This window comes from Zoogloea sp. JDB1 (assembly GCF_056724025.1).
On record NZ_CM161496.1, the window covers coordinates 4454167 to 4471929 of the forward strand.

Annotated in this window: 13 protein-coding genes; 3 read left to right on the plus strand and 10 right to left on the minus strand. The window is 63.8% G+C overall.

Translation table 11 applies throughout. The annotated features are described in order from the left end of the window. Nucleotides 1-42: 42 nt before the first annotated feature. The 4 genes from frr to rpsB are packed head-to-tail and all read right to left on the minus strand — an operon-like array spanning nucleotide 43 to nucleotide 3032. Nucleotides 43-600, minus strand: a complete 558-nt coding sequence (gene frr, locus AC1PPK_RS20205) for a ribosome recycling factor (RefSeq protein ID WP_481114802.1) — start codon at nucleotides 598-600, stop codon at nucleotides 43-45. A 10-nt stretch (nucleotides 601-610) separates the two neighbouring features. After that, a complete protein-coding gene (pyrH, locus tag AC1PPK_RS20210; RefSeq protein ID WP_481114803.1) occupies nucleotides 611-1327 on the minus strand; it encodes a UMP kinase in 717 nt (238 codons plus the stop codon). A 16-nt stretch (nucleotides 1328-1343) separates the two neighbouring features. Next, nucleotides 1344-2240 carry a translation elongation factor Ts gene (tsf, locus tag AC1PPK_RS20215; protein ID WP_481114804.1) on the minus strand — a complete coding sequence of 299 codons (897 nt, stop codon included), beginning with the start codon at nucleotides 2238-2240 and terminating at the stop codon, nucleotides 1344-1346. 39 nt (nucleotides 2241-2279) lie between these two features. Then, entirely contained in the window at nucleotides 2280-3032 is a 753-nt protein-coding gene (gene rpsB / locus AC1PPK_RS20220) for a 30S ribosomal protein S2 (protein WP_481114805.1), read from the minus strand. Between the two features lie 287 nt (nucleotides 3033-3319). Between rpsB and map the strand changes: the two genes are divergently transcribed. After that, on the plus strand, nucleotides 3320-4132 hold the full coding sequence (gene map / locus AC1PPK_RS20225) for a type I methionyl aminopeptidase (RefSeq protein ID WP_481114806.1): 813 nt from the start codon (nucleotides 3320-3322) through the stop codon (nucleotides 4130-4132). Between the two features lie 14 nt (nucleotides 4133-4146). Further along, nucleotides 4147-6741 carry a [protein-PII] uridylyltransferase gene (locus tag AC1PPK_RS20230; RefSeq protein WP_481114807.1) on the plus strand — a complete coding sequence of 865 codons (2595 nt, stop codon included), beginning with the start codon at nucleotides 4147-4149 and terminating at the stop codon, nucleotides 6739-6741. Nucleotides 6742-6759: 18 nt separating this feature from the next. Here the strand turns inward: AC1PPK_RS20230 and AC1PPK_RS20235 are convergent, their stop codons facing one another. Together AC1PPK_RS20235 and AC1PPK_RS20240 are read right to left on the minus strand one after the other, a co-directional pair. Continuing rightward, nucleotides 6760-7293, minus strand: coding sequence for a peptide deformylase (locus AC1PPK_RS20235; RefSeq protein WP_481114808.1), 534 nt, complete (start codon nucleotides 7291-7293; stop codon nucleotides 6760-6762). Further along, nucleotides 7290-8027 (minus strand): S-methyl-5'-thioinosine phosphorylase, encoded by a 738-nt coding sequence (locus tag AC1PPK_RS20240; RefSeq protein ID WP_481114809.1) that lies wholly within the window; start codon nucleotides 8025-8027, stop codon nucleotides 7290-7292. The genes AC1PPK_RS20235 and AC1PPK_RS20240 overlap by 4 nt, the downstream gene beginning before the upstream one ends. A gap of 129 nt (nucleotides 8028-8156) precedes the next feature. Between AC1PPK_RS20240 and typA the strand changes: the two genes are divergently transcribed. Then, a complete protein-coding gene (typA, locus tag AC1PPK_RS20245) occupies nucleotides 8157-9971 on the plus strand; it encodes a translational GTPase TypA (RefSeq protein WP_481114810.1) in 1815 nt (604 codons plus the stop codon). Nucleotides 9972-10074: 103 nt separating this feature from the next. On the opposite strand, the gene galU is transcribed toward typA, so the two are convergent. Genes galU through smc form a run of 4 tightly spaced genes read right to left on the minus strand, consistent with a single transcriptional unit; the run spans nucleotide 10075 to nucleotide 17704 of the window. Continuing rightward, nucleotides 10075-10950 carry a UTP--glucose-1-phosphate uridylyltransferase GalU gene (gene galU / locus AC1PPK_RS20250; protein WP_481114811.1) on the minus strand — a complete coding sequence of 292 codons (876 nt, stop codon included), beginning with the start codon at nucleotides 10948-10950 and terminating at the stop codon, nucleotides 10075-10077. Continuing rightward, nucleotides 10950-13049: an NAD-dependent DNA ligase LigA gene (gene ligA, locus AC1PPK_RS20255; RefSeq protein WP_481114812.1), complete on the minus strand. Its 2100-nt coding sequence runs from the start codon at nucleotides 13047-13049 to the stop codon at nucleotides 10950-10952. The genes galU and ligA overlap by 1 nt, the downstream gene beginning before the upstream one ends. An 11-nt stretch (nucleotides 13050-13060) precedes the next feature. Then, complete coding sequence (locus tag AC1PPK_RS20260) at nucleotides 13061-14155, minus strand: cell division protein ZipA (RefSeq protein ID WP_481114813.1); 1095 nt, start codon at nucleotides 14153-14155, stop codon at nucleotides 13061-13063. A 21-nt stretch (nucleotides 14156-14176) separates the two neighbouring features. Continuing rightward, the gene (smc, locus tag AC1PPK_RS20265; RefSeq protein ID WP_481114814.1) at nucleotides 14177-17704 is read right to left on the minus strand and encodes a chromosome segregation protein SMC; all 3528 of its coding nucleotides are present in this window, start codon (nucleotides 17702-17704) and stop codon (nucleotides 14177-14179) included. Nucleotides 17705-17763: the final 59 nt, after the last annotated feature.

The following is a 17763-nucleotide window of genomic DNA, read 5'->3' on the forward strand; positions in this document are numbered from 1 at the left end:
CCGTCCGTCTGAGGGAGAGCGGAAAAAATCCGACCGAGAAGGTCAGATCTGCATCAGTTCTTGTTCTTTCTGAGCGAGCAGCTTGTCGATTTCGACGATCGCCTTGTCGGTCAGTTTTTGAACATCATCCTGAGTACGACGCTCGTCGTCCTCAGAAATCGTCTTCGCCTTAACAGCATCCTTCAGCGATGCATTGGCATCACGACGCAGATTGCGCACGGCAACCTTGGCACCTTCACCTTCGTGCTTGACGACCTTGATCAGCTCCTTGCGACGCTCTTCGGTCAGAGGCGGCATCGGCACACGGATGACCTCACCCTGCGATGCCGGATTCAGGCCGAGATCCGAATCGCGGATTGCCTTCTCGATCTTGCCAACCATGGGCTTTTCCCAAGGTTGGACACCGATCGTGCGGGCATCGATCAGCGTGATGTTGGCAACCTGATTGATCGGCACGGGATTGCCATAATATTCGACGATCACATGATCCAGAATCCCTGCATGCGCACGACCGGTACGCACTTTGGCGAGATCCTGCTTGAGCGCATCGATGGACTTCTGCATCTTGAGCTCGGTCGTTTTCTTCAGCTCTGGAATCATCACTCTTTCCTCAGCAGTAAACCAGCGTGCCTTCGTCCTCACCGAGAACGATGCGCTTCAACGCACCAGTCTTGAAAAGGCTGAAGACATTGATCGGCAGACGCTGGTCACGGCACAGCGCGAACGCCGTCGCATCCATCACCGCCAGATTGCGTGCGATGGCTTCATCGAACGAAATCTTGTGAAAGCGGGTCGCGGAAGGATCCTTCTTGGGATCAGCCGTGTAGATTCCATCAACTTTGGTAGCCTTGAGGACGATATCCGCTCCGATTTCGGAACCACGCAGTGCAGCCGCCGTATCGGTCGTAAAGAAAGGATTGCCTGTGCCGGCACCAAAGATGACCACCCGCCCCTCTTCGAGGTAACGGATTGCCTTTCCGCGAATATACGGCTCGACCACCTGGTCGATACGCAGCGCGGACTGAACTCGGGCATTGACCCCGGCGGCGCGGAACGCGTCACCGAGGGCCATTGCGTTCATGACGGTGGCCAGCATCCCCATGTAGTCGGCGGTCGCGCGATCCATACCGGTCGCGGCTCCCGCCATTCCACGGAAGATGTTCCCGCCGCCAATCACAACCCCTACCTCGACACCGATGCGTGTAACTTCCACCACATCACCGACGATCCGGGCCACCACCTCCTGGTTGATGCCATAGGCATCATCACCCATTAGGGCCTCACCGGAAAGCTTGAGGAGAATGCGCTTGTAAGCGGGCTGGCTCATCGTCCTGTCACCTTTCTTACTTCTGGGCAGCGGCAGCAGCCTGGGCGGCCACTTCAGCAGCAAAGTCGGTAACCTTCTTCTCGATGCCTTCACCCACGATGTACAGGGTGAAGCTGGCGACGGAAGCGCCCTTCGCCTTCAGCAGCTGAGCGATGGTCTGCTTGCCGTCCTCGGCCTTCACGAAGACCTGATCCAGCAGCGTGACGTCCTTCAGGAACTTCTGCACGGTGCCTTCGGCAATCTTCTCGAGCATGGCTTCCGGCTTGCCGGCTTCACGGGCCTTCTCGATGGCAATACGACGCTCGACGTCCAGCAACTCGGCGGGCACGCCGGAAGCATCCAGGGACTTCGGCTTGGAAGCGGCGATATGCATGGCGATATCCTTCGCCAGCGCTTCGTCACCACCAACGAGGTCGATCAGCACACCGATCTTGGAGCCGCCGTGGATGTAGCTGGCCACAGCGCCCTTGGCGTCGATTCGGGAGAAACGACGGATGGACATGTTCTCGCCGATCTTGCCGACCAGAGCCTTGCGAACTTCCTCGACGGACTGACCGCCCAGATCCAGGGCAGACAGCGCATCAACGTCAGCCGGATTCTTGGTGGCAACCAGCTCAGCCAGGCTCTTCGCGAGACCCAGGAAGTCGTCGTTCTTGGCGACGAAGTCGGTCTCACAATTCACTTCAACGATGGCGCCGAGCTTCGCGTCACCAGAGATGTACACACCGACGATACCTTCAGCGGTTACGCGGGCGGCAGCCTTGGAGGCCTTGTTGCCCAGCTTTACGCGCAGGATTTCCTCGGCCTTGGCCATGTCGCCAGCAGCTTCGGAGAGGGCCTTCTTGCACTCCATCATCGGCGCGTCAGTCTTCTCGCGCAGTTCCTTGACCATGCTTGCGGTGATTTCCGCCATGCTTGCTCCTAATAACTATTTGATCGGATTCGACGGAAATCAGGCTTGCTCTTCAGCGCCGTCTTCCACTTCGACGAACTCGTCGGAACCGGCAGCCACGATTTCCTGGATCACGTGGTTCTTGCCTTCCAGAACCGCATCGGCAACGCCGCGGGCGTACAGACGGATCGCGCGGGAGGAGTCATCGTTACCCGGGATCACGAAGTCAACGCCTTCGGGAGTGTGATTGGTATCGACAACAGCCACGACCGGAATACCCAGCTTGTTGGCTTCGGTGATCGCGATCTTGTGGTAGCCGACGTCAATAACGAACAGCGCATCCGGCAGGCCGCCCAGATCCTTGATGCCGCCGAGGCTCTTCTGCAACTTTTCCAGTTCGCGCGAGGCCAGCAAGGCTTCCTTCTTGGACAGACGCTCGACAGAGCCGTCTTCGACCATAGCTTCCATGTCCTTCAGGCGCTTGATGGAAACCTTGACGGTCTTGAAGTTGGTCAGCATGCCGCCGAGCCAGCGCTCATCGACGTAAGGCATGCCGGCACGGCGGGCCTCTTCGGCGACGATTTCACGCGCCTGGCGCTTGGTGCCGACGAACAGAATGTTGCCGCGATTGGCTGCCAGTTTGCGCACGAAATCCATAGCCTCGTTGTACTTGACGAGGGTCTTCTCGAGGTTGACGATATGGATCTTGTTGCGCTGACCGAAGATGAAGGGGGCCATCTTCGGGTTCCAGAAACGGGTTTGGTGACCAAAGTGAACGCCCGCTTCGAGCATTTGACGCATGGTGACAGACATTTTCTACTCCAATACTGAGGTTTAACCGCCGCCCGACCTGCCGTGCAGCCTTTCTGCAAAACGGCTCCGCTTTGAATCCATAACAAGGATTCACAAACCCCAAAGGGTCAGGCGTGTGAATTTTGCCCAACGTCAGGTTAGACAAGCCTCCAAGTATATCAGCATTTGTAGAGCCCTCTCAAGACCGCCCCTGCAGAGCTTCGCACTTCCAGGACAATCCTTGCATTGCCCACGAATTCGGCTTGAGCTAGCCTAATAGGCCTGAAACCCAACAAAATCATGCCTCCATGAGCGTCTCCATAAAAACGCCCGAAGAAATCGAAAAGATGCGCATCGCGGGCCGACTAGGCTCAGAAGTCCTGGACTACATCACGCCCTTCATCAAGCCCGGCATCACCACCGCCGAACTCGACAAGCTGTGCCATGACTACATGGTAGATGTACAAGGTTGCATTCCTGCACCACTGAATTACTGTCCGCCCGGCTACCAGCCATACCCCAAGTCGATCTGCACGTCGATCAACCACCAGGTCTGCCACGGCGTTCCAAGCGACAAAGCTCTCAAGAAGGGGGACATCGTCAATCTGGACATCACCGTCATCAAGGACGGCTATCACGGCGACACCAGCCGCATGTTCGTCGTTGGCGACGCGGGTATCCTTGCAAAGCGGCTATGCCATATTACATACGAATGCCTGTGGCTCGGCATCGCGCAAGTGAAGCCTGGTGCCCATCTCGGGGATATTGGTCACGCGATCCAGGCGCACGCGGAGAAGAATGGTTTTTCGGTGGTGCGCGAGTTCTGCGGGCATGGCATCGGCGCCAATTTCCATGAAGATCCCCAGGTGCTCCATTACGGCAAGCCCGGAACGGGCCTGGAACTTACGCCCGGCATGGTCTTCACCATCGAGCCAATGATCAACGCCGGCAAGGCCGCCATCTCCGAGCTCCCCGATGGGTGGACCATCGTCACCCGCGATCGCAGTCTGTCGGCTCAATGGGAACACATGCTGCTCGTCACCGAGACAGGCGTCGAGGTCCTGACCCTGTCGGCGGGCTCACCCGCCCGCCCGGACATCGTCGCTCACCTCCTGCCCTGAGCATCCGCCAGAACATGCCCGAAACCACCTCCATCATTCCACTCGACGTCACCAGGGAACTCATCGCCCGCTACAAGGGCCGCCTGAAGGCCGGCAGCGAGACCCTGCGCGCAGCCTACGAGGCCAGGCCGCTGACCGACCCCATTCTCAAGGGTCGCTCACATCTGGTGGATGGCGTATTGCTGGACCTTTGGAAGGACTTCGGCCTGCCTACATCAGCAACCCTGGTCGCCGTGGGCGGTTACGGACGTGATGAGCTCTTCCCGTGCTCGGACGTCGATCTGCTGTTTCTGCTCGACGGCCAGCCGGACGAGGATCTGCAGGAACGCCTGACTCAGATGATCGGCCTACTGTGGGACGTCGGCCTGGACATCGGCCACAGCGTGCGAACCGAAGCGGAGTGCCTGGAGGAAGCCGCCCTTGACGTGACGGTGATGACCAACCTTCTGGAGGCCAGGTTCCTGTGCGGCAACCGCCCCCTTTATGCTCAGTTCGAGCAGCACCTGCGGGAACGGCTCAACCCGGGCCAGTTCTTCAAAGCCAAGCGCCTTGAGCAGGAACAGCGCTACACGCGCCACAACGAAACACCCTACTCTCTGGAACCCAACTGCAAGGAAAGTCCCGGCGGCCTGCGCGACTTGCAGCTGATTGGCTGGGTCAGCCGCGCAGCGGGCTTTGGCACCCACTGGCGCGATCTCGCGAAGCACAGCCTGATCACCGACGAGGAGGCCACCGAACTGCGCGAGGTGGAGCGCTTCCTGCAGCACACACGGATCCGCCTGCACCACATCACGGGCCGCCGGGAGGACCGACTGCTGTTCGACCACCAGGACAAGCTCGCCCGCCAGTTCGGCTACGAATCAAACGACGTGCGCCGGGCCTCCGAAGTCTTCATGCAGGAGTACTACCGGACAGCCAAGAAGGTCACCCAGCTCAACACCATCCTGCTGCTGAACTTCGGCGTCGAATTCTTCCCCAACCGCTACCCGGCGGCCATCAACATCAACGAACGCTTCCAGTGCGTGCGCGAGCTTCTGGATGTGCGGGACGAAGGCGTCTTCGACCGCCACCCGAGCGCCCTGCTCGAATGCTTCCTGCTGCTCGAACAGCGCTCGGAGCTGAAGGGCATGACAGCCCGCACGCTGCGCGCCCTGTGGCGCGGACGCAAGCTGATCAATGTAGAGTTCCGCCAGAACCCCGCCAACAAGGCGTTGTTCCTGCGCCTGCTGCAGCAGAAGCGCGGCGTCGTACATGAACTGCGGCGCATGAACCAGTACGGCATCCTGAGCTTCTACCTGCCAGCCTGGCGACGCATTGTCGGCCAGATGCAGCACGACTTGTTCCACGTTTACACAGTGGACCAGCACATCCTGCAGGTGCTGCGCAACGTCCGCCGATTCGTGGTGGCCGAACACGCCCACGAATACCCGCTGCTGACGCGCCTGTGCACCAGCTTCGAGAAACCGTGGCTGATCTACATTGCGGCGCTCTTCCATGACATCGCCAAGGGCCGCGGCGGAGACCACTCCAAGCTCGGAATGAAGGATGCCCGGGACTTCTGCGAATCCCACGGCCTCGAGGCGGCAGATACCAACTTGGTGGAATGGCTCGTCGAACACCACCTGTCCATGTCCAACGTCGCGCAGAAGCAGGATCTGTCCGACCTGGATGTCATCCGGCGCTTCGCAGCGCTAGTCAAGAGCGAACGCAACCTGACCGCGCTGTACATCCTGACCCACGCCGACATCCGCGGCACCAGCCCCAAGGTCTGGAACGGCTGGAAGGGCAAGTTGCTTGAAGACCTGTTCTTCACTACGCAGCGCTTGCTCCGCGGCGCCACGCCGCAGCAGGCCCTGGGCACGCCAATCCGCCAGGACGACGCCCGCAACCTGCTGCGCTACTACGGCCTGCGCCCCGGCACCGAAGACGCCCTATGGGATCAGCTCGACACGGTTTACTTCCTGCGCCACGATCCAGAGGAAATCGCCTGGCACGCACGCATGCTGTACTACCGGGTGGAAGCCGGCGAGCCGGTCGTCAAGGCCCGCCTCAGCCACGTGGGTGAAGGCCTGCAGGTCATGGTCTATATGCAGGACCAGCGCGATCTGTTCATGCGCCTATGCGGCTTCTTCGCGCGCCTCGGCTTCACCATCGCCGACGCCAAGATCCACACCACCCGCCACGGCTACGCACTCGACAGCTTCGTGCTGCTCGACCCCGGCCAGGAGGAAGTGCACTACCGCGACCTGATCAACCTGCTGGAACACGACCTCACCGAGCGCCTGCGCACCAACGCGCCGGTGGATCAGCCCGCCAATGGCCGCCTGTCGCGGGAAGTCAAGCACTTCCCGATCACGCCGGAAGTCAGCATCCGGCCGGACGAGCGCGGCCAGCACTTCATCATGTCGGTCACCGCGGCAGACCGTCCCGGACTGCTGTTCGGCGTCGCCGAGACGCTGACCCACTACGGCATCAACCTGCACACCGCAAAGATCGCAACGCTCGGCGAACGCGTCGAGGATACCTTCCTGATCAGCGGCCCCGGCCTGACCCAAGACGCCCAGGTGCTGAAGATCGAATCGGACCTGCTGGAAAAACTGGCCGTCTGACCGATGCGCGGCCGGCGCTCAGTCGTCGGCCGCCACCGAGCCATCTGGAAACAACACATCGGTAAAGCCGAAGCGGGAGAAGTCGCGCACCCGCGCCGGATACAGCACGCCGTCCAGGTGATCGCATTCGTGCTGCACCACGCGAGCGTGGAAGCCCGTCGCCAGCCGATCGATCGGCACCCCGTACTCGTCGAACCCGGTATAGCGCAGCTGCGTCCAGCGCGGCACCCAGCCCCGCAAGCCGGGCACGGACAGACAGCCTTCCCAGCCCCCCTCCTCGCTTCCATTCAGCGGAATCAGGGTCGGGTTGATCAGCACCGTATCCGGCACGGCCGAGGCATCCGGATAACGCGGACTGGGACCGCCGCCGAAAATCACGACGCGCAGATCGACGCCGATCTGCGGCGCGGCGATGCCCGCTCCGTTCAGGTGCCGCATCGTGTCGCGCAGATCGGCAATCAGCGCCACCAGTTCGGAGGTACCGAAGGCCTCGACAGGCCTGGACACCTTCAGCAGACGCGGATCACCCATGCGCAGAACGTCGCGGATCATGCTTCGCAGATGTGGTCGAGAACGCGCCGCACGCGGCCCATGGCTTCGCGCAGCACCACGTCGATGCTATCGAAGCAGATGCCGCTGGCGCTGCTGGCACGGCCGGCGGCGAAATTGGCCACCACATTGATCGCCGCATAGGGAATGCCAAGCTCACGAGCCAGCGCCGCCTCGGGCATGCCGGTCATGCCTACCAGATCGGCACCGTCGCGCTCCAGCCGGTTGATCTCGGCCGCGGTTTCGAGACGCGGCCCCTGGGTGGCGGCATAAACAGCGCCATCAATGAGGGTTTCCCCCGCCAGCGCACCGGCGGCAAGGATCCGCTGGCGCAGCGCCGCGTCGTACGGCTCGGTGAAATCAATATGCACGACAGGCTCTTCAGAGCTGTCGTGGAAGGTGCTCTTGCGCCCCCAGGTGTAGTCGATGATCTGGTCGGGGACAATCAAGGTGCCCGGGCACAGGTCAGCCCGGATGCCACCGACCGAGGCCACCGAGATGATTGCGTCAGCCTTGGCCTGATGAAGCGCCCACAGGTTGGCCTGATAGTTCACCCGATGGGGCGGAATGGTGTGGCCGTAGCCGTGACGGGCTAGGAATACCACCGGACGATTGCACAAACGCCCAAATGTCAGCGCTCCGGAAGGCTCACCATAGGGCGTGCGAACCACCTCCCTGCGGATCAGATCCAGGCTCGCCAGTTGGGTCAATCCACTACCGCCAATAATCGCCAGCATGCCGGCCGCTCCTCAAAATCCGTGTTGGCCGCGCATCTTAGCACGCCCCCAGACCGGGTCTGTCGATGCTGCATCGCGCAAGACATGCTAAAATACCGCTTTATTCAAGCACTTCCGGTGTCCAACCCCATGTCCCGCTCCATCCGCAACATCGCCATCATTGCCCACGTTGACCACGGCAAGACCACCCTCGTCGACCAACTCCTGCGCCAGTCCGGCACTTTCCGTGACAACCAGCAGGTCAACGAACGAGTGATGGACAGCAACGACATCGAAAAGGAACGGGGCATCACCATCCTGTCGAAAAACTGTGCGATCCAGTATGGCGACACCCACATCAACATCGTCGACACCCCGGGACACGCCGACTTCGGTGGTGAAGTGGAGCGTGTGCTGTCCATGGTCGACAGTGTTCTGCTGCTCGTTGACTCGGTCGAAGGCCCGATGCCCCAGACCCGCTTCGTGACCCGCAAGGCACTCGCCCTGGGTCTCAAGCCCATCGTCGTCATTAACAAGATCGACCGTCCGGGCGCTCGCCCCGACTGGGTCATCAACCACACCTTCGACCTGTTCGACAAGCTCGGTGCTACCGACGAGCAGCTCGACTTCCCGATCATCTACGCCTCCGGCCTCAACGGCTTCGCGATGGAAAACCTCGAAGACGAGCGCAAGGACATGCGCCCGCTGTTCGAAGCCATCCTCAAGCACGTGCCGGCCCCCGAAGTGGATGCCGACGGCCCGCTGCAGATGCAGATCTGCTCCCTCGACTACTCCACCTACATGGGCCAGATCGGCATCGGCCGCATCAAGCGCGGCCGCATCAAGCCCAACCAAGAACTCGTCGTTATGTACGGCGAAGAGAACCGCGGCAAGGGCAAGGTTTCCCAGATCCTGACCTTCAAGGGCCTGGAACGCTCCCCCGCCGAGGTGGCCGAAGCCGGCGACATCGTGCTGGTGGCGGGCATCCAGCAGGTCAACATCGGTGTGACCTTGTGCGACCCGGACTGTCTGGAAGGCATGACCCCGATCGCTGTGGACGAGCCCACCCTGACCATGAACTTCATGGTCAACAGCTCCCCGCTGGCCGGCCGTGAAGGCAAGTTCGTCACCAGCCGCCAGATCCGCGAGCGTCTTGAGAAGGAACTCCTCAAGAACGTCGCACTGCGCGTGAACTTCACCAACGACTCCGACACCTTCGAAGTGTCCGGCCGCGGCGAACTACACCTCACCATCCTCCTCGAAAACATGCGCCGTGAAGGCTATGAAATGGCCGTCGGTCGTCCGCGTGTGGTCTTCAAGGAGATCGACGGCGTCAAGTGCGAACCGTACGAAATGCTCACGGTGGACGTGGAGGAGGAACACCAGGGCGGCGTGATGGAAGAACTCGGTCGCCGCCGTGGCGAACTGCAGGACATGGCGCCGGACGGCAAGGGCCGCGTGCGCCTCGAGTACCGCATCCCGGCCCGCGGCCTGATTGGCTTCCAGGGCGAGTTCCTGACCATGACCCGTGGCACCGGCCTGGCCAGCCACGTGTTCGACGACTACAGCCCGATGGCCGGCGCCATGGCCGAGCGACGCAACGGCGTGCTGATCTCCCAGAACGACGGCGAAGCCGTGGCCTACGCCCTGTGGAACCTGCAGGATCGCGGCCGCATGTTCGTGAGCCCGGGCGACGCCCTGTACGAAGGCATGATCATCGGCATCCACACCCGCGACAACGACCTCGTGGTGAACCCGATCAAGGGCAAGCAGCTCACCAACGTCCGCGCCTCCGGCACCGACGAAGCAGTCCGTCTGATCAACCCGATCCAGCTGACCCTCGAATCCGCCATCGAATTCATCGCCGATGACGAAATCGTGGAAATCACGCCGAAGTCCATCCGCCTGCGCAAGCGCTTCCTGAAGGAACACGAGCGCAAGCGTGCTGCCCGCGACGACGCTTAATTACGCCTCGACTGCCGGCGCCATGCCGGCAGCGCAATAAAAAGCGCAACTCGCCATGAGTTGCGCTTTTTTTATCCCGTCGATCCGATGCCGGATCAGCGGATCACACTTGCCGCGAAGCCAGGAAAGCCGCGAACTCCGTGCCCACTTCCGCATGACGCAGACCGAGCTCGACCGTTGCCTGCAGATAGCCCAGCTTGGAACCACAATCGTAGCGAACGCCCTTGAACTGGTAAGCCAGCACCGCCTCCTCCTGCAGCAAGGACGCGATGGCATCGGTCAGTTGCAGTTCGCCACCAGCGCCCGGCTTGAGCTGGCGCAGATGCTCGAAGATCCGCCCGGTCAGGATGTAGCGGCCGATCACCGCCTGCGTGGACGGCGCCTCTTCAGGCTTCGGCTTCTCGACGATGCCAGTCACGCGCTGCAACTCACCGCTATCCCTCTCAGTACTCACGATGCCGTACTGCCGGGTCTGGTCTGGTGCCACGTTCATTACCCCGAGCACGGAGCAGCGATGGTAGTTGAAGACATCGGTCATTTGCTTCAACACCGGCGCCTGGCCCTGAGAGTCGAGCAGGTCGTCGGCCAATAGCACCGCGAAGGGCTCGTCACCAACCACCGGTGCGGCGCACAGCACCGCGTGGCCAAGCCCGAGCGCCTCTGCCTGGCGGATGTAGATGCAATTGACATGGGACGGCACGGTATCCCGCACGATCTTCAGCAGCTCGGTCTTGCCACGCATCTCCAGCTCGGTCTCGAGCTCGTAGGCCTTGTCGAAATGATCCTCGATGGCCCGCTTGGAGCGCCCAGTGATGAACACCAGGTCGGTCACCCCGGCCGCCACGGCTTCTTCCACCGCGTACTGGATCAGCGGCTTGTCCACGATCGGCATCATTTCCTTCGGACTGGCCTTGGTCGCCGGCAGGAAGCGGCTACCCAGACCCGCGACGGGAAACACCGCCTTCGTCACTTTCTTCATCATCCTTCCCCGAATAATTGGCCCTGGTCGCCGGGCCGTCCCGGTTCGACCGATGCAAGCAGGGCGCACAACGCGTCCTCGTCCAGGATTATGACGCCAAGTTGTTGCGCCTTTTCGAGCTTGCTGCCCGCCTCGGCCCCGGCCACCACGTAGCTGGTCTTCTTGGAGACCGAGCCGCTGACCTTGCCGCCTGCAGCCTCGATCATCGCGGCGGCCTCGTCGCGTCGCAGGCTCGGCAGCGTGCCGGTCAGCACGAAGGTCTTGCCAGCCAAACCGCCTTCGGTCGGACGACTGGGCGCCGGCGCACTCTCCGGCCAGCGCATCTCCCGGCGTAGCGCGGCGATGACCTCCCGGTTGTGCGCTTCGGCAAAGAACTCGGCGATGCTGCGCGCCACCACCGGCCCCACGTCCGGCAACGCCAGCAGCGCTGCCTCGTCGGTGCCCAGCAGGGCTTCGAGTCCGCCGAAATGGCGGGCCAGATCCTTGGCAGTCGTTTCGCCGACATTACGGATGCCCAGCGCGAAGATGAAGCGCGCTAGCGTGGTCTCGCGGCTGGTATCGATGGCCTGCACCAGGTTGGCGGCGGACTTCTCACCCATCCGCTCCAGTCCCGCCAGCACCTCGGCATTGACCCTGCTGACGTCGTAGAGGTCCGCCGGCGTCTTGACGATGCCGGCCTCGACCAGCTGATTAACGATCTGCTCGCCAAGCCCATCGATATCCACCGCCCGCCGGCCCGCAAAGTGCAACAGCGCCTGCTTGCACTGGGCCGGGCAGAACAGGCCCCCGGTACACCGTGCCACCGCCTCATCTTCGCCACGAACGACGTGGGAACCGCATTCCGGGCAGGTTGGGTAGGACTTGAGGAGGTCGAAGCGCTCCAGCTCACCTTCGCGCCGCTCAACGATCGGGCCGACGACTTCCGGGATCACATCGCCAGCGCGGCGTACGATGACCCAATCGCCGAGGCGCACATCCTTGCGGTCAATCTCACCCTGGTTGTGCAGCGTCGCGTTGGTAACCGTCACCCCGCCGACGAATACCGGCTCCAGCCGCGCCACCGGCGTCAACGCGCCGGTCCGCCCCACCTGCACATCGATGCCGATGAGGCGCGTCGCCACTTCCTGGGCCGGATACTTGTGCGCCACCGCCCAGCGCGGCTCGCGGGATACAAAGCCCAGCTCCAGCTGGCGGGCGATGCTGTCCACCTTGTAAACCACGCCGTCGATGTCAAACGGCAGGCGCTCGCGCTGCGCCGCCATCTCGGTGTGGAACCGGGCCAGCGCCTCCGGCCCCTCGGCACGGGTACGGTGCTCGCAGACCGGCAGGCCGAAAGCCGCCAGCGCATCAAGCACACCGCTGTGGGTGTCAGGCTGCGCCCAGCCCTGCACGTCGCCGAGGCCATAGGCGAAGAAGGACAGCGGCCGCTGCGCCGTAATGTTCGGGTCGAGCTGGCGCAGGCTGCCCGCCGCCGCGTTGCGCGGATTGACGAAGACCTTCTGCCCCGCCGCTTCCTGGCGGGCATTGAAGCGTTCGAATTCATCGCGGCGCATGTAGATCTCGCCACGCACCTCCAGCACCGGCGGCACCTCACCCTTGAGACGCAGCGGAATCTGGCGGACGGTGCGCACGTTGCGCGTCACATCCTCGCCGGTGCTGCCGTCGCCGCGCGTGGCCGCCTGGACCAGCACGCCGTCTTCATAACGCAGGCTGATTGCGAGACCGTCGAACTTGAGTTCCGCCGCATAGACGACCGGCGGTGCCTGCTCGTCGAGGCCCAGCGCCCGGCGCACCCGCTGGTCGAAATTGACTGCGCCCTGGTCGGTGGTGTCGGTCTCGGTGCGGATCGACAGCATCGGCACCACATGGGCCACCGAGGCCAGCTCGGACGATGGCTGACCGCCGACGCGCTGAGTCGGCGAATCCGGCGTCAGTAATTCGGGGTTGGCTGCTTCCAGTTCCTGCAGCTCACGGAACAGGCGGTCATACTCGGCGTCCGGCACAGTCGGCGCATCGAGCACGTAGTAGGCATGTTCATGGCGTTCCAGTTCGGCGCGCAGCACAGCCGCCCGGGCACGGGTTTCCTGACTGACAGTCATCCGCACCCCGCTCAGGAAAACAGGCGCTGTGCCAACGGCGAGCCCGGCGCAATGTCACATTCGGCCATCTGCCCCTGGAACTGCTCGATCTGGGTTCGGATCAGGCCAATGGCCTTGTCGCCGAAGGGATTGCTGTTATCGTCCACGACGGCCCCGTTGAGCGCCTCGGCCAATTGCTGGGCAAAGCCCATCATGCGCTCGAAGACCCGCACGCCATCGGCGACCCGCGGCACGTCCAGGGTCAGCGTAACGCCCTTGGTATTCAGGCCGCGCATTTCCTCCGCCGCAAACAGCACCGGCTCCAGGTTTCCGAGCACAAACTGGCTGTTGCCCAGTTCGTCACGGGCATGGAAGCAGCCGTCGCCGAGCAGTTCCAGGCCGGCGGCCTCCGCCAGGCCACGCAGCTTGGTGCCCGCAAAAGCTTGGTTGCGGGCAACCACGTTGACGCCGATCTGGATGTCCACGCCTGCGCAGAAACGGTCCAGCTCGGCCGCTCGTGACAGCGCCTCATTGCGGGCGGGCAGCGATGGGATGGCCATGAAGATGTCGCACATGTGCTGCAAGCTGTCGGACAGGTGGGCCAGATCGCCCTCACTCGCCGGGCCGCGGCGGTCCACCAGTTGCAGCGCCGCACAGACCCAGTGATAGGTGCCGGCACTATGGGCCGTCACCTGCTCCCAGCGGTTGGAGGTGTCGGAAAAACCGAACCAGCGTACCGGCTTGGCGATATCACCGCACTGCTGCGTCGCGGCCTGCCACAGGCGGACGGCGACCAGCGGCTCTATGGATTCAATACGGATCACCCAGTCGGCCCGCTCGTCCACCTCGGGCGGCAGCAGCGGCGGCACCCGCCGCGCGCTGGCGTCCTTGACGGACTGGGCGCTCGGCACCACACGCGCCTGCTGCTCGGCACTGATCACCGGCTCGATCCGCTCGGCGCCCGCCCCCGTCGGCAACTCGCTGAGCACGGGCTCCTGCACGCTCGCGGTGACCTGCTCCGTCTGCTTGCGGTGCTTGCGTTCCTGCCACTTGTTGAACGCGAAGATGCCGATCACCACGGCACCGCCGGCACCGACCAGACCCATCTGCAATTCGTTGATTGCCATCGATTTCCCTTGTATTCCGGACTACGCCGGGGCCGTTTCGGCCAGACGCAGCGCTTCCTCGATATCCACTTCCACCACCCGCGATACACCTTGCTCCTGCATCGTGACACCCACCAGCTGCTGCGCGATTTCCATCGTGATCTTGCTGTGACTGATGAACACGAACTGGGTTTGCGACGACATGCGCTTGACCATCTGGCAGTAACGCTCGGTGTTCGAGTCGTCGAGTGGCGCGTCGACCTCATCCAGCATACAGAACGGCGCCGGATTGAGCTGGAACATGGAGAACACCAGCGCAATCGCCGTCAAGGCCTTTTCGCCGCCCGAAAGCAGCTGGATGGAACTGTTCTTCTTGCCCGGCGGCTGGGCGACGATCGTGATCCCCGCATCGAGGATCTCGTCGCCCGTCAGCACCAGGCGAGCCTCCCCCCCACCGAACAACATGGGGAACAGGCTGCCGAAATGGCGATTGACCGTATTGTACGTCTCTTGGAGTTGCTCCCGTGTTTCCCGGTCGATACGGCGGATAGCATCCTCCAAGGTTTCGATCGCGCCGAGCAAGTCCTCAGTCTGCATGTCGAGGTAATTCTTGCGCTCTGCCGCGGCTTTCAGTTCGTCCAGCGCGGCCAGATTGACCGGCCCGAGCTCGGTGATTTCCCGCCCCAGACGGGCCACTTCCCGCTGCAGCGAGGTCTCCTTCAGGTCCGGCACCAGCAACGGCAGCAGCGCGGCTTCGTCGGCCTGGGCTTCCTCCAGGCGCGCAGCGTGCTGGGCTTCAGCCATCTCCGCGGCCTGCACACGCAGGCGCAGGTCGGCGACGCGTTCGCGCTGGGGCGCAGCCCCATGCTCGGTGCGCTGGCGTTCCTCCTCCAGTGCCCGCAGGCGTCCGTTGGCGTCCTCGAGAATGTTGCGGCTCTCCGCTAGCGCGGACTCCCGTGCCGAGCGCAGTCCCACGGCCTCCTGCAGGGCCGCGGCCACCGAGACTTCGTCGATCTCCATCAGCGTCTCGCGACGCTCCGCCAGCTCGTCAGCAATGCGTTCGAGCTGCTCGGCGGCCAGCGCCCGGTTGCGGGCGATGTCTTCGAGCTTGCTGGCGCACTCCCGCTCGGAATGGCGGGCTTCCTGCAGCTCCCGCGACAGCGCCTGCTCCAGCGCGCGAGTCTCCCGCAGCGAACGTTCCCGCTCCTGCCGCACGGCCTCCGCTGCATCCAGGCGGCCCCGCTGCAGCTCGGCCATTTCCCGGCTGCGCTCCAGCTCGGTCTCGGCCCGCATCAGGCGGTCCCGCTCGGCCTGCTCGCCGTGGGCGATTTCGCCGAGGTCGCGGTCGATCTGGCCACAGCGCTCTTCGTAGCGCAGGTGCGCCTGGTTGAGCTTGAGCACCTCAACCTGCTCGGCATGCACGCGCGCCTGCAAGGCCTGCGCCTCGCGCCGCAGCTGGGTCAGGGAGTCCTGCAGGCGGGTCGCATGCTCTTCCGCTTCGCCGACGCCGGCGTGGGCCATCGATGCCTGTTCCTGGGCGGAATCGACTTCCGCCGCCAGCTGATCGATCTCCCGCTGGCGTTCGATCACCCCATGGGTGCGGGAGTCCGGAGCGTAATGACTGAGGACGCAAGCATCCAGCTGATGCCCTTCCTTGGTCAGCAGCCGCAGGCCAGGCAGCAACTCGGCACGCCGGCTCAGCCAAGGGCCGAGATCATCCACCACGAAGACCTGCGCGAGCCAGCTGGCGAGCAGGGGCAACAACTCGTCGTCGGCCTGCACGAGGGACAGCAACGGGCGGGCGCCATCCGGCGCATTGCCGGGAGCAACGGGTTCCGGCACCGCATCGGCGAGCAGGAAGGCAACCGCGCCCGGCACCCGGTCGGCCAGCGCGGCCAGCGCGGCGCGGCCGTCGGACGCCGGCAAAGCCGCCAGGCGCTCGCGCAATACCGCCTCCAGCGCCAGCTCCCAGCCGGCTTCGACACGGATTCGCTGCCACAAGGGCTTGAGCGCCTCCAGGCCATGGCGTTTCAGCCAGTCGCCCAGCTGGCCCTGGGCCTGCACCTTGTTCTGCAATTGAACCAGGGCTTCGCGCCTCGCCCGCAATTCGGTCGCCCGGCGCTGGGCTTGGCGCTCCGCCTCCAGCGCCTGTTTGAGGGCCTGCTGGGCGGCGGGCAGGCCGGCCTGCAGGTCGGCAATTTCGCCTTGGTGGCGGGCCAGAGTGTCCTCGGCCTCCTCCAACGCAGCTTCCTTTTCGGCAACGGCGCGCAGATCGGGGGCCTGGACGGAGGCCTGCTCCTGCTGCAGGCGCGCCCGGCGCTGGGTCAGGGTTTCGAGGGTCCGTTCGCTACTGACCCGGTGCGCCTCTTCGACACGGATCTGCTGCTCGGCCTGGTTCAGTTCACGCCGCACGGCCGCAGCCGTGGTATCGGCGGTGCGCTGGGCCTCCTCGGCCTCCGGCAGACGCTCTTCGACTTCCGCGTGCCGCGCCTCGGCCTGTTCGGCGCGCAGGCTGGCGTTTTCGAGCAGGCTCTGCCAACGTTCAGCATCTGCGCCCAGGTTCTCTTGCTGGCTGCGCCACTGGGCATCGTCCCGCTCCAACTGGGCCAGGCGGCTTTCCAGCAGGCGCCGGCTGTCGCGCAGGCGCGCCAGTTCGCCTTCGAGGCGGGTCAGTTCGGAGCTCACCGTGAACAGCGCGCTCTGGGCCAGCTGCACGCCTTCGTTGGCGGACATCTGCCTGTCCCGCGCCGCCTCCAGCTGGGCCTCCAGCTCCTGCAGGCGGGTCGAGTCCGCCTCGATACGGCGGGTGGCGTCGGCCAGCTCTTCACTCAGACGAGCCCGTTCGGCGCGCGCCTCGTTGCGCTTGAGGAGCCACAGCAGGTTCTGGCGTTCCGACAGGCTGGTATTCAGCCGGTGGTATTTCTCGGCCACCGCGGCCTGGGCTTCCAGGCGGCCGAGCTGCTGGCCGAGCTCGTTGCGGATGTCGTCCAGGCGCGCCAGGTTGTCCCGCGCGTCGGTCAGGCGGCCTTCGGTCTCCTTGCGGCGTTCCCGGTACTTGGTGACGCCGGCGGCCTCCTCGAGAAAGCCGCGCACCTCTTCCGGGCGGGCCTCGATGATGCGCGAGATCATCCCCTGCTCGATGATCGCGTAGGCCCGCGGCCCCAGGCCAGTGCCCAGGAACAGGTCGATCACGTCCTTGCGGCGGACCTGCACGCCGTTGATGAAATAGGTGGATTCGCCGCTGCGGTCGAGGACCCGCTTCACCGCCACTTCCGCATAGGGCTTCCACTGGCCGGCGGCGCGCCCCTCCGCGTTGTCGAAGACCAGCTCGACGCTGGCCCGCGACACCGGCTTGCGGGTCGTCGAGCCGTTGAAGATGACGTCCTGCATCGAGCCACCGCGTAGCGCCGAGGCGCGCGACTCGCCCAGCACCCAGCGCACCGCGTCGATGATGTTCGACTTGCCGCAACCGTTCGGCCCGACGACACCGACCAGGTTGCCCGGGGTGAGCACGGTCGTCGGGTCGACGAAGGTCTTGAAGCCGGCAAGCTTGAGTTTGGCGAGGCGCACGGGATTCCAGAAAACAAGGGGCAGGAGGCGGGAGCGCCGTTGATGCTGCAGTGCCGCAT

Bases quoted from the DNA above. Each gene is read 5' to 3' on its own strand.
- frr (WP_481114802.1), bottom strand. From the start codon at position 600: ATGATTCCAGAGCTGAAGAAAACGACCGAGCTCAAGATGCAGAAGTCC.
- pyrH (WP_481114803.1), bottom strand. From the start codon at position 1,327: ATGAGCCAGCCCGCTTACAAGCGCATTCTCCTCAAGCTTTCCGGTGAG.
- tsf (WP_481114804.1), bottom strand. From the start codon at position 2,240: ATGGCGGAAATCACCGCAAGCATGGTCAAGGAACTGCGCGAGAAGACT.
- rpsB (WP_481114805.1), bottom strand. From the start codon at position 3,032: ATGTCTGTCACCATGCGTCAAATGCTCGAAGCGGGCGTTCACTTTGGT.
- map (WP_481114806.1), top strand. From the start codon at position 3,320: ATGAGCGTCTCCATAAAAACGCCCGAAGAAATCGAAAAGATGCGCATC.
- AC1PPK_RS20230 (WP_481114807.1), top strand. From the start codon at position 4,147: ATGCCCGAAACCACCTCCATCATTCCACTCGACGTCACCAGGGAACTC.
- AC1PPK_RS20235 (WP_481114808.1), bottom strand. From the start codon at position 7,293: ATGATCCGCGACGTTCTGCGCATGGGTGATCCGCGTCTGCTGAAGGTG.
- AC1PPK_RS20240 (WP_481114809.1), bottom strand. From the start codon at position 8,027: ATGCTGGCGATTATTGGCGGTAGTGGATTGACCCAACTGGCGAGCCTG.
- typA (WP_481114810.1), top strand. From the start codon at position 8,157: ATGTCCCGCTCCATCCGCAACATCGCCATCATTGCCCACGTTGACCAC.
- galU (WP_481114811.1), bottom strand. From the start codon at position 10,950: ATGAAGAAAGTGACGAAGGCGGTGTTTCCCGTCGCGGGTCTGGGTAGC.
- ligA (WP_481114812.1), bottom strand. From the start codon at position 13,049: ATGACTGTCAGTCAGGAAACCCGTGCCCGGGCGGCTGTGCTGCGCGCC.
- AC1PPK_RS20260 (WP_481114813.1), bottom strand. From the start codon at position 14,155: ATGGCAATCAACGAATTGCAGATGGGTCTGGTCGGTGCCGGCGGTGCC.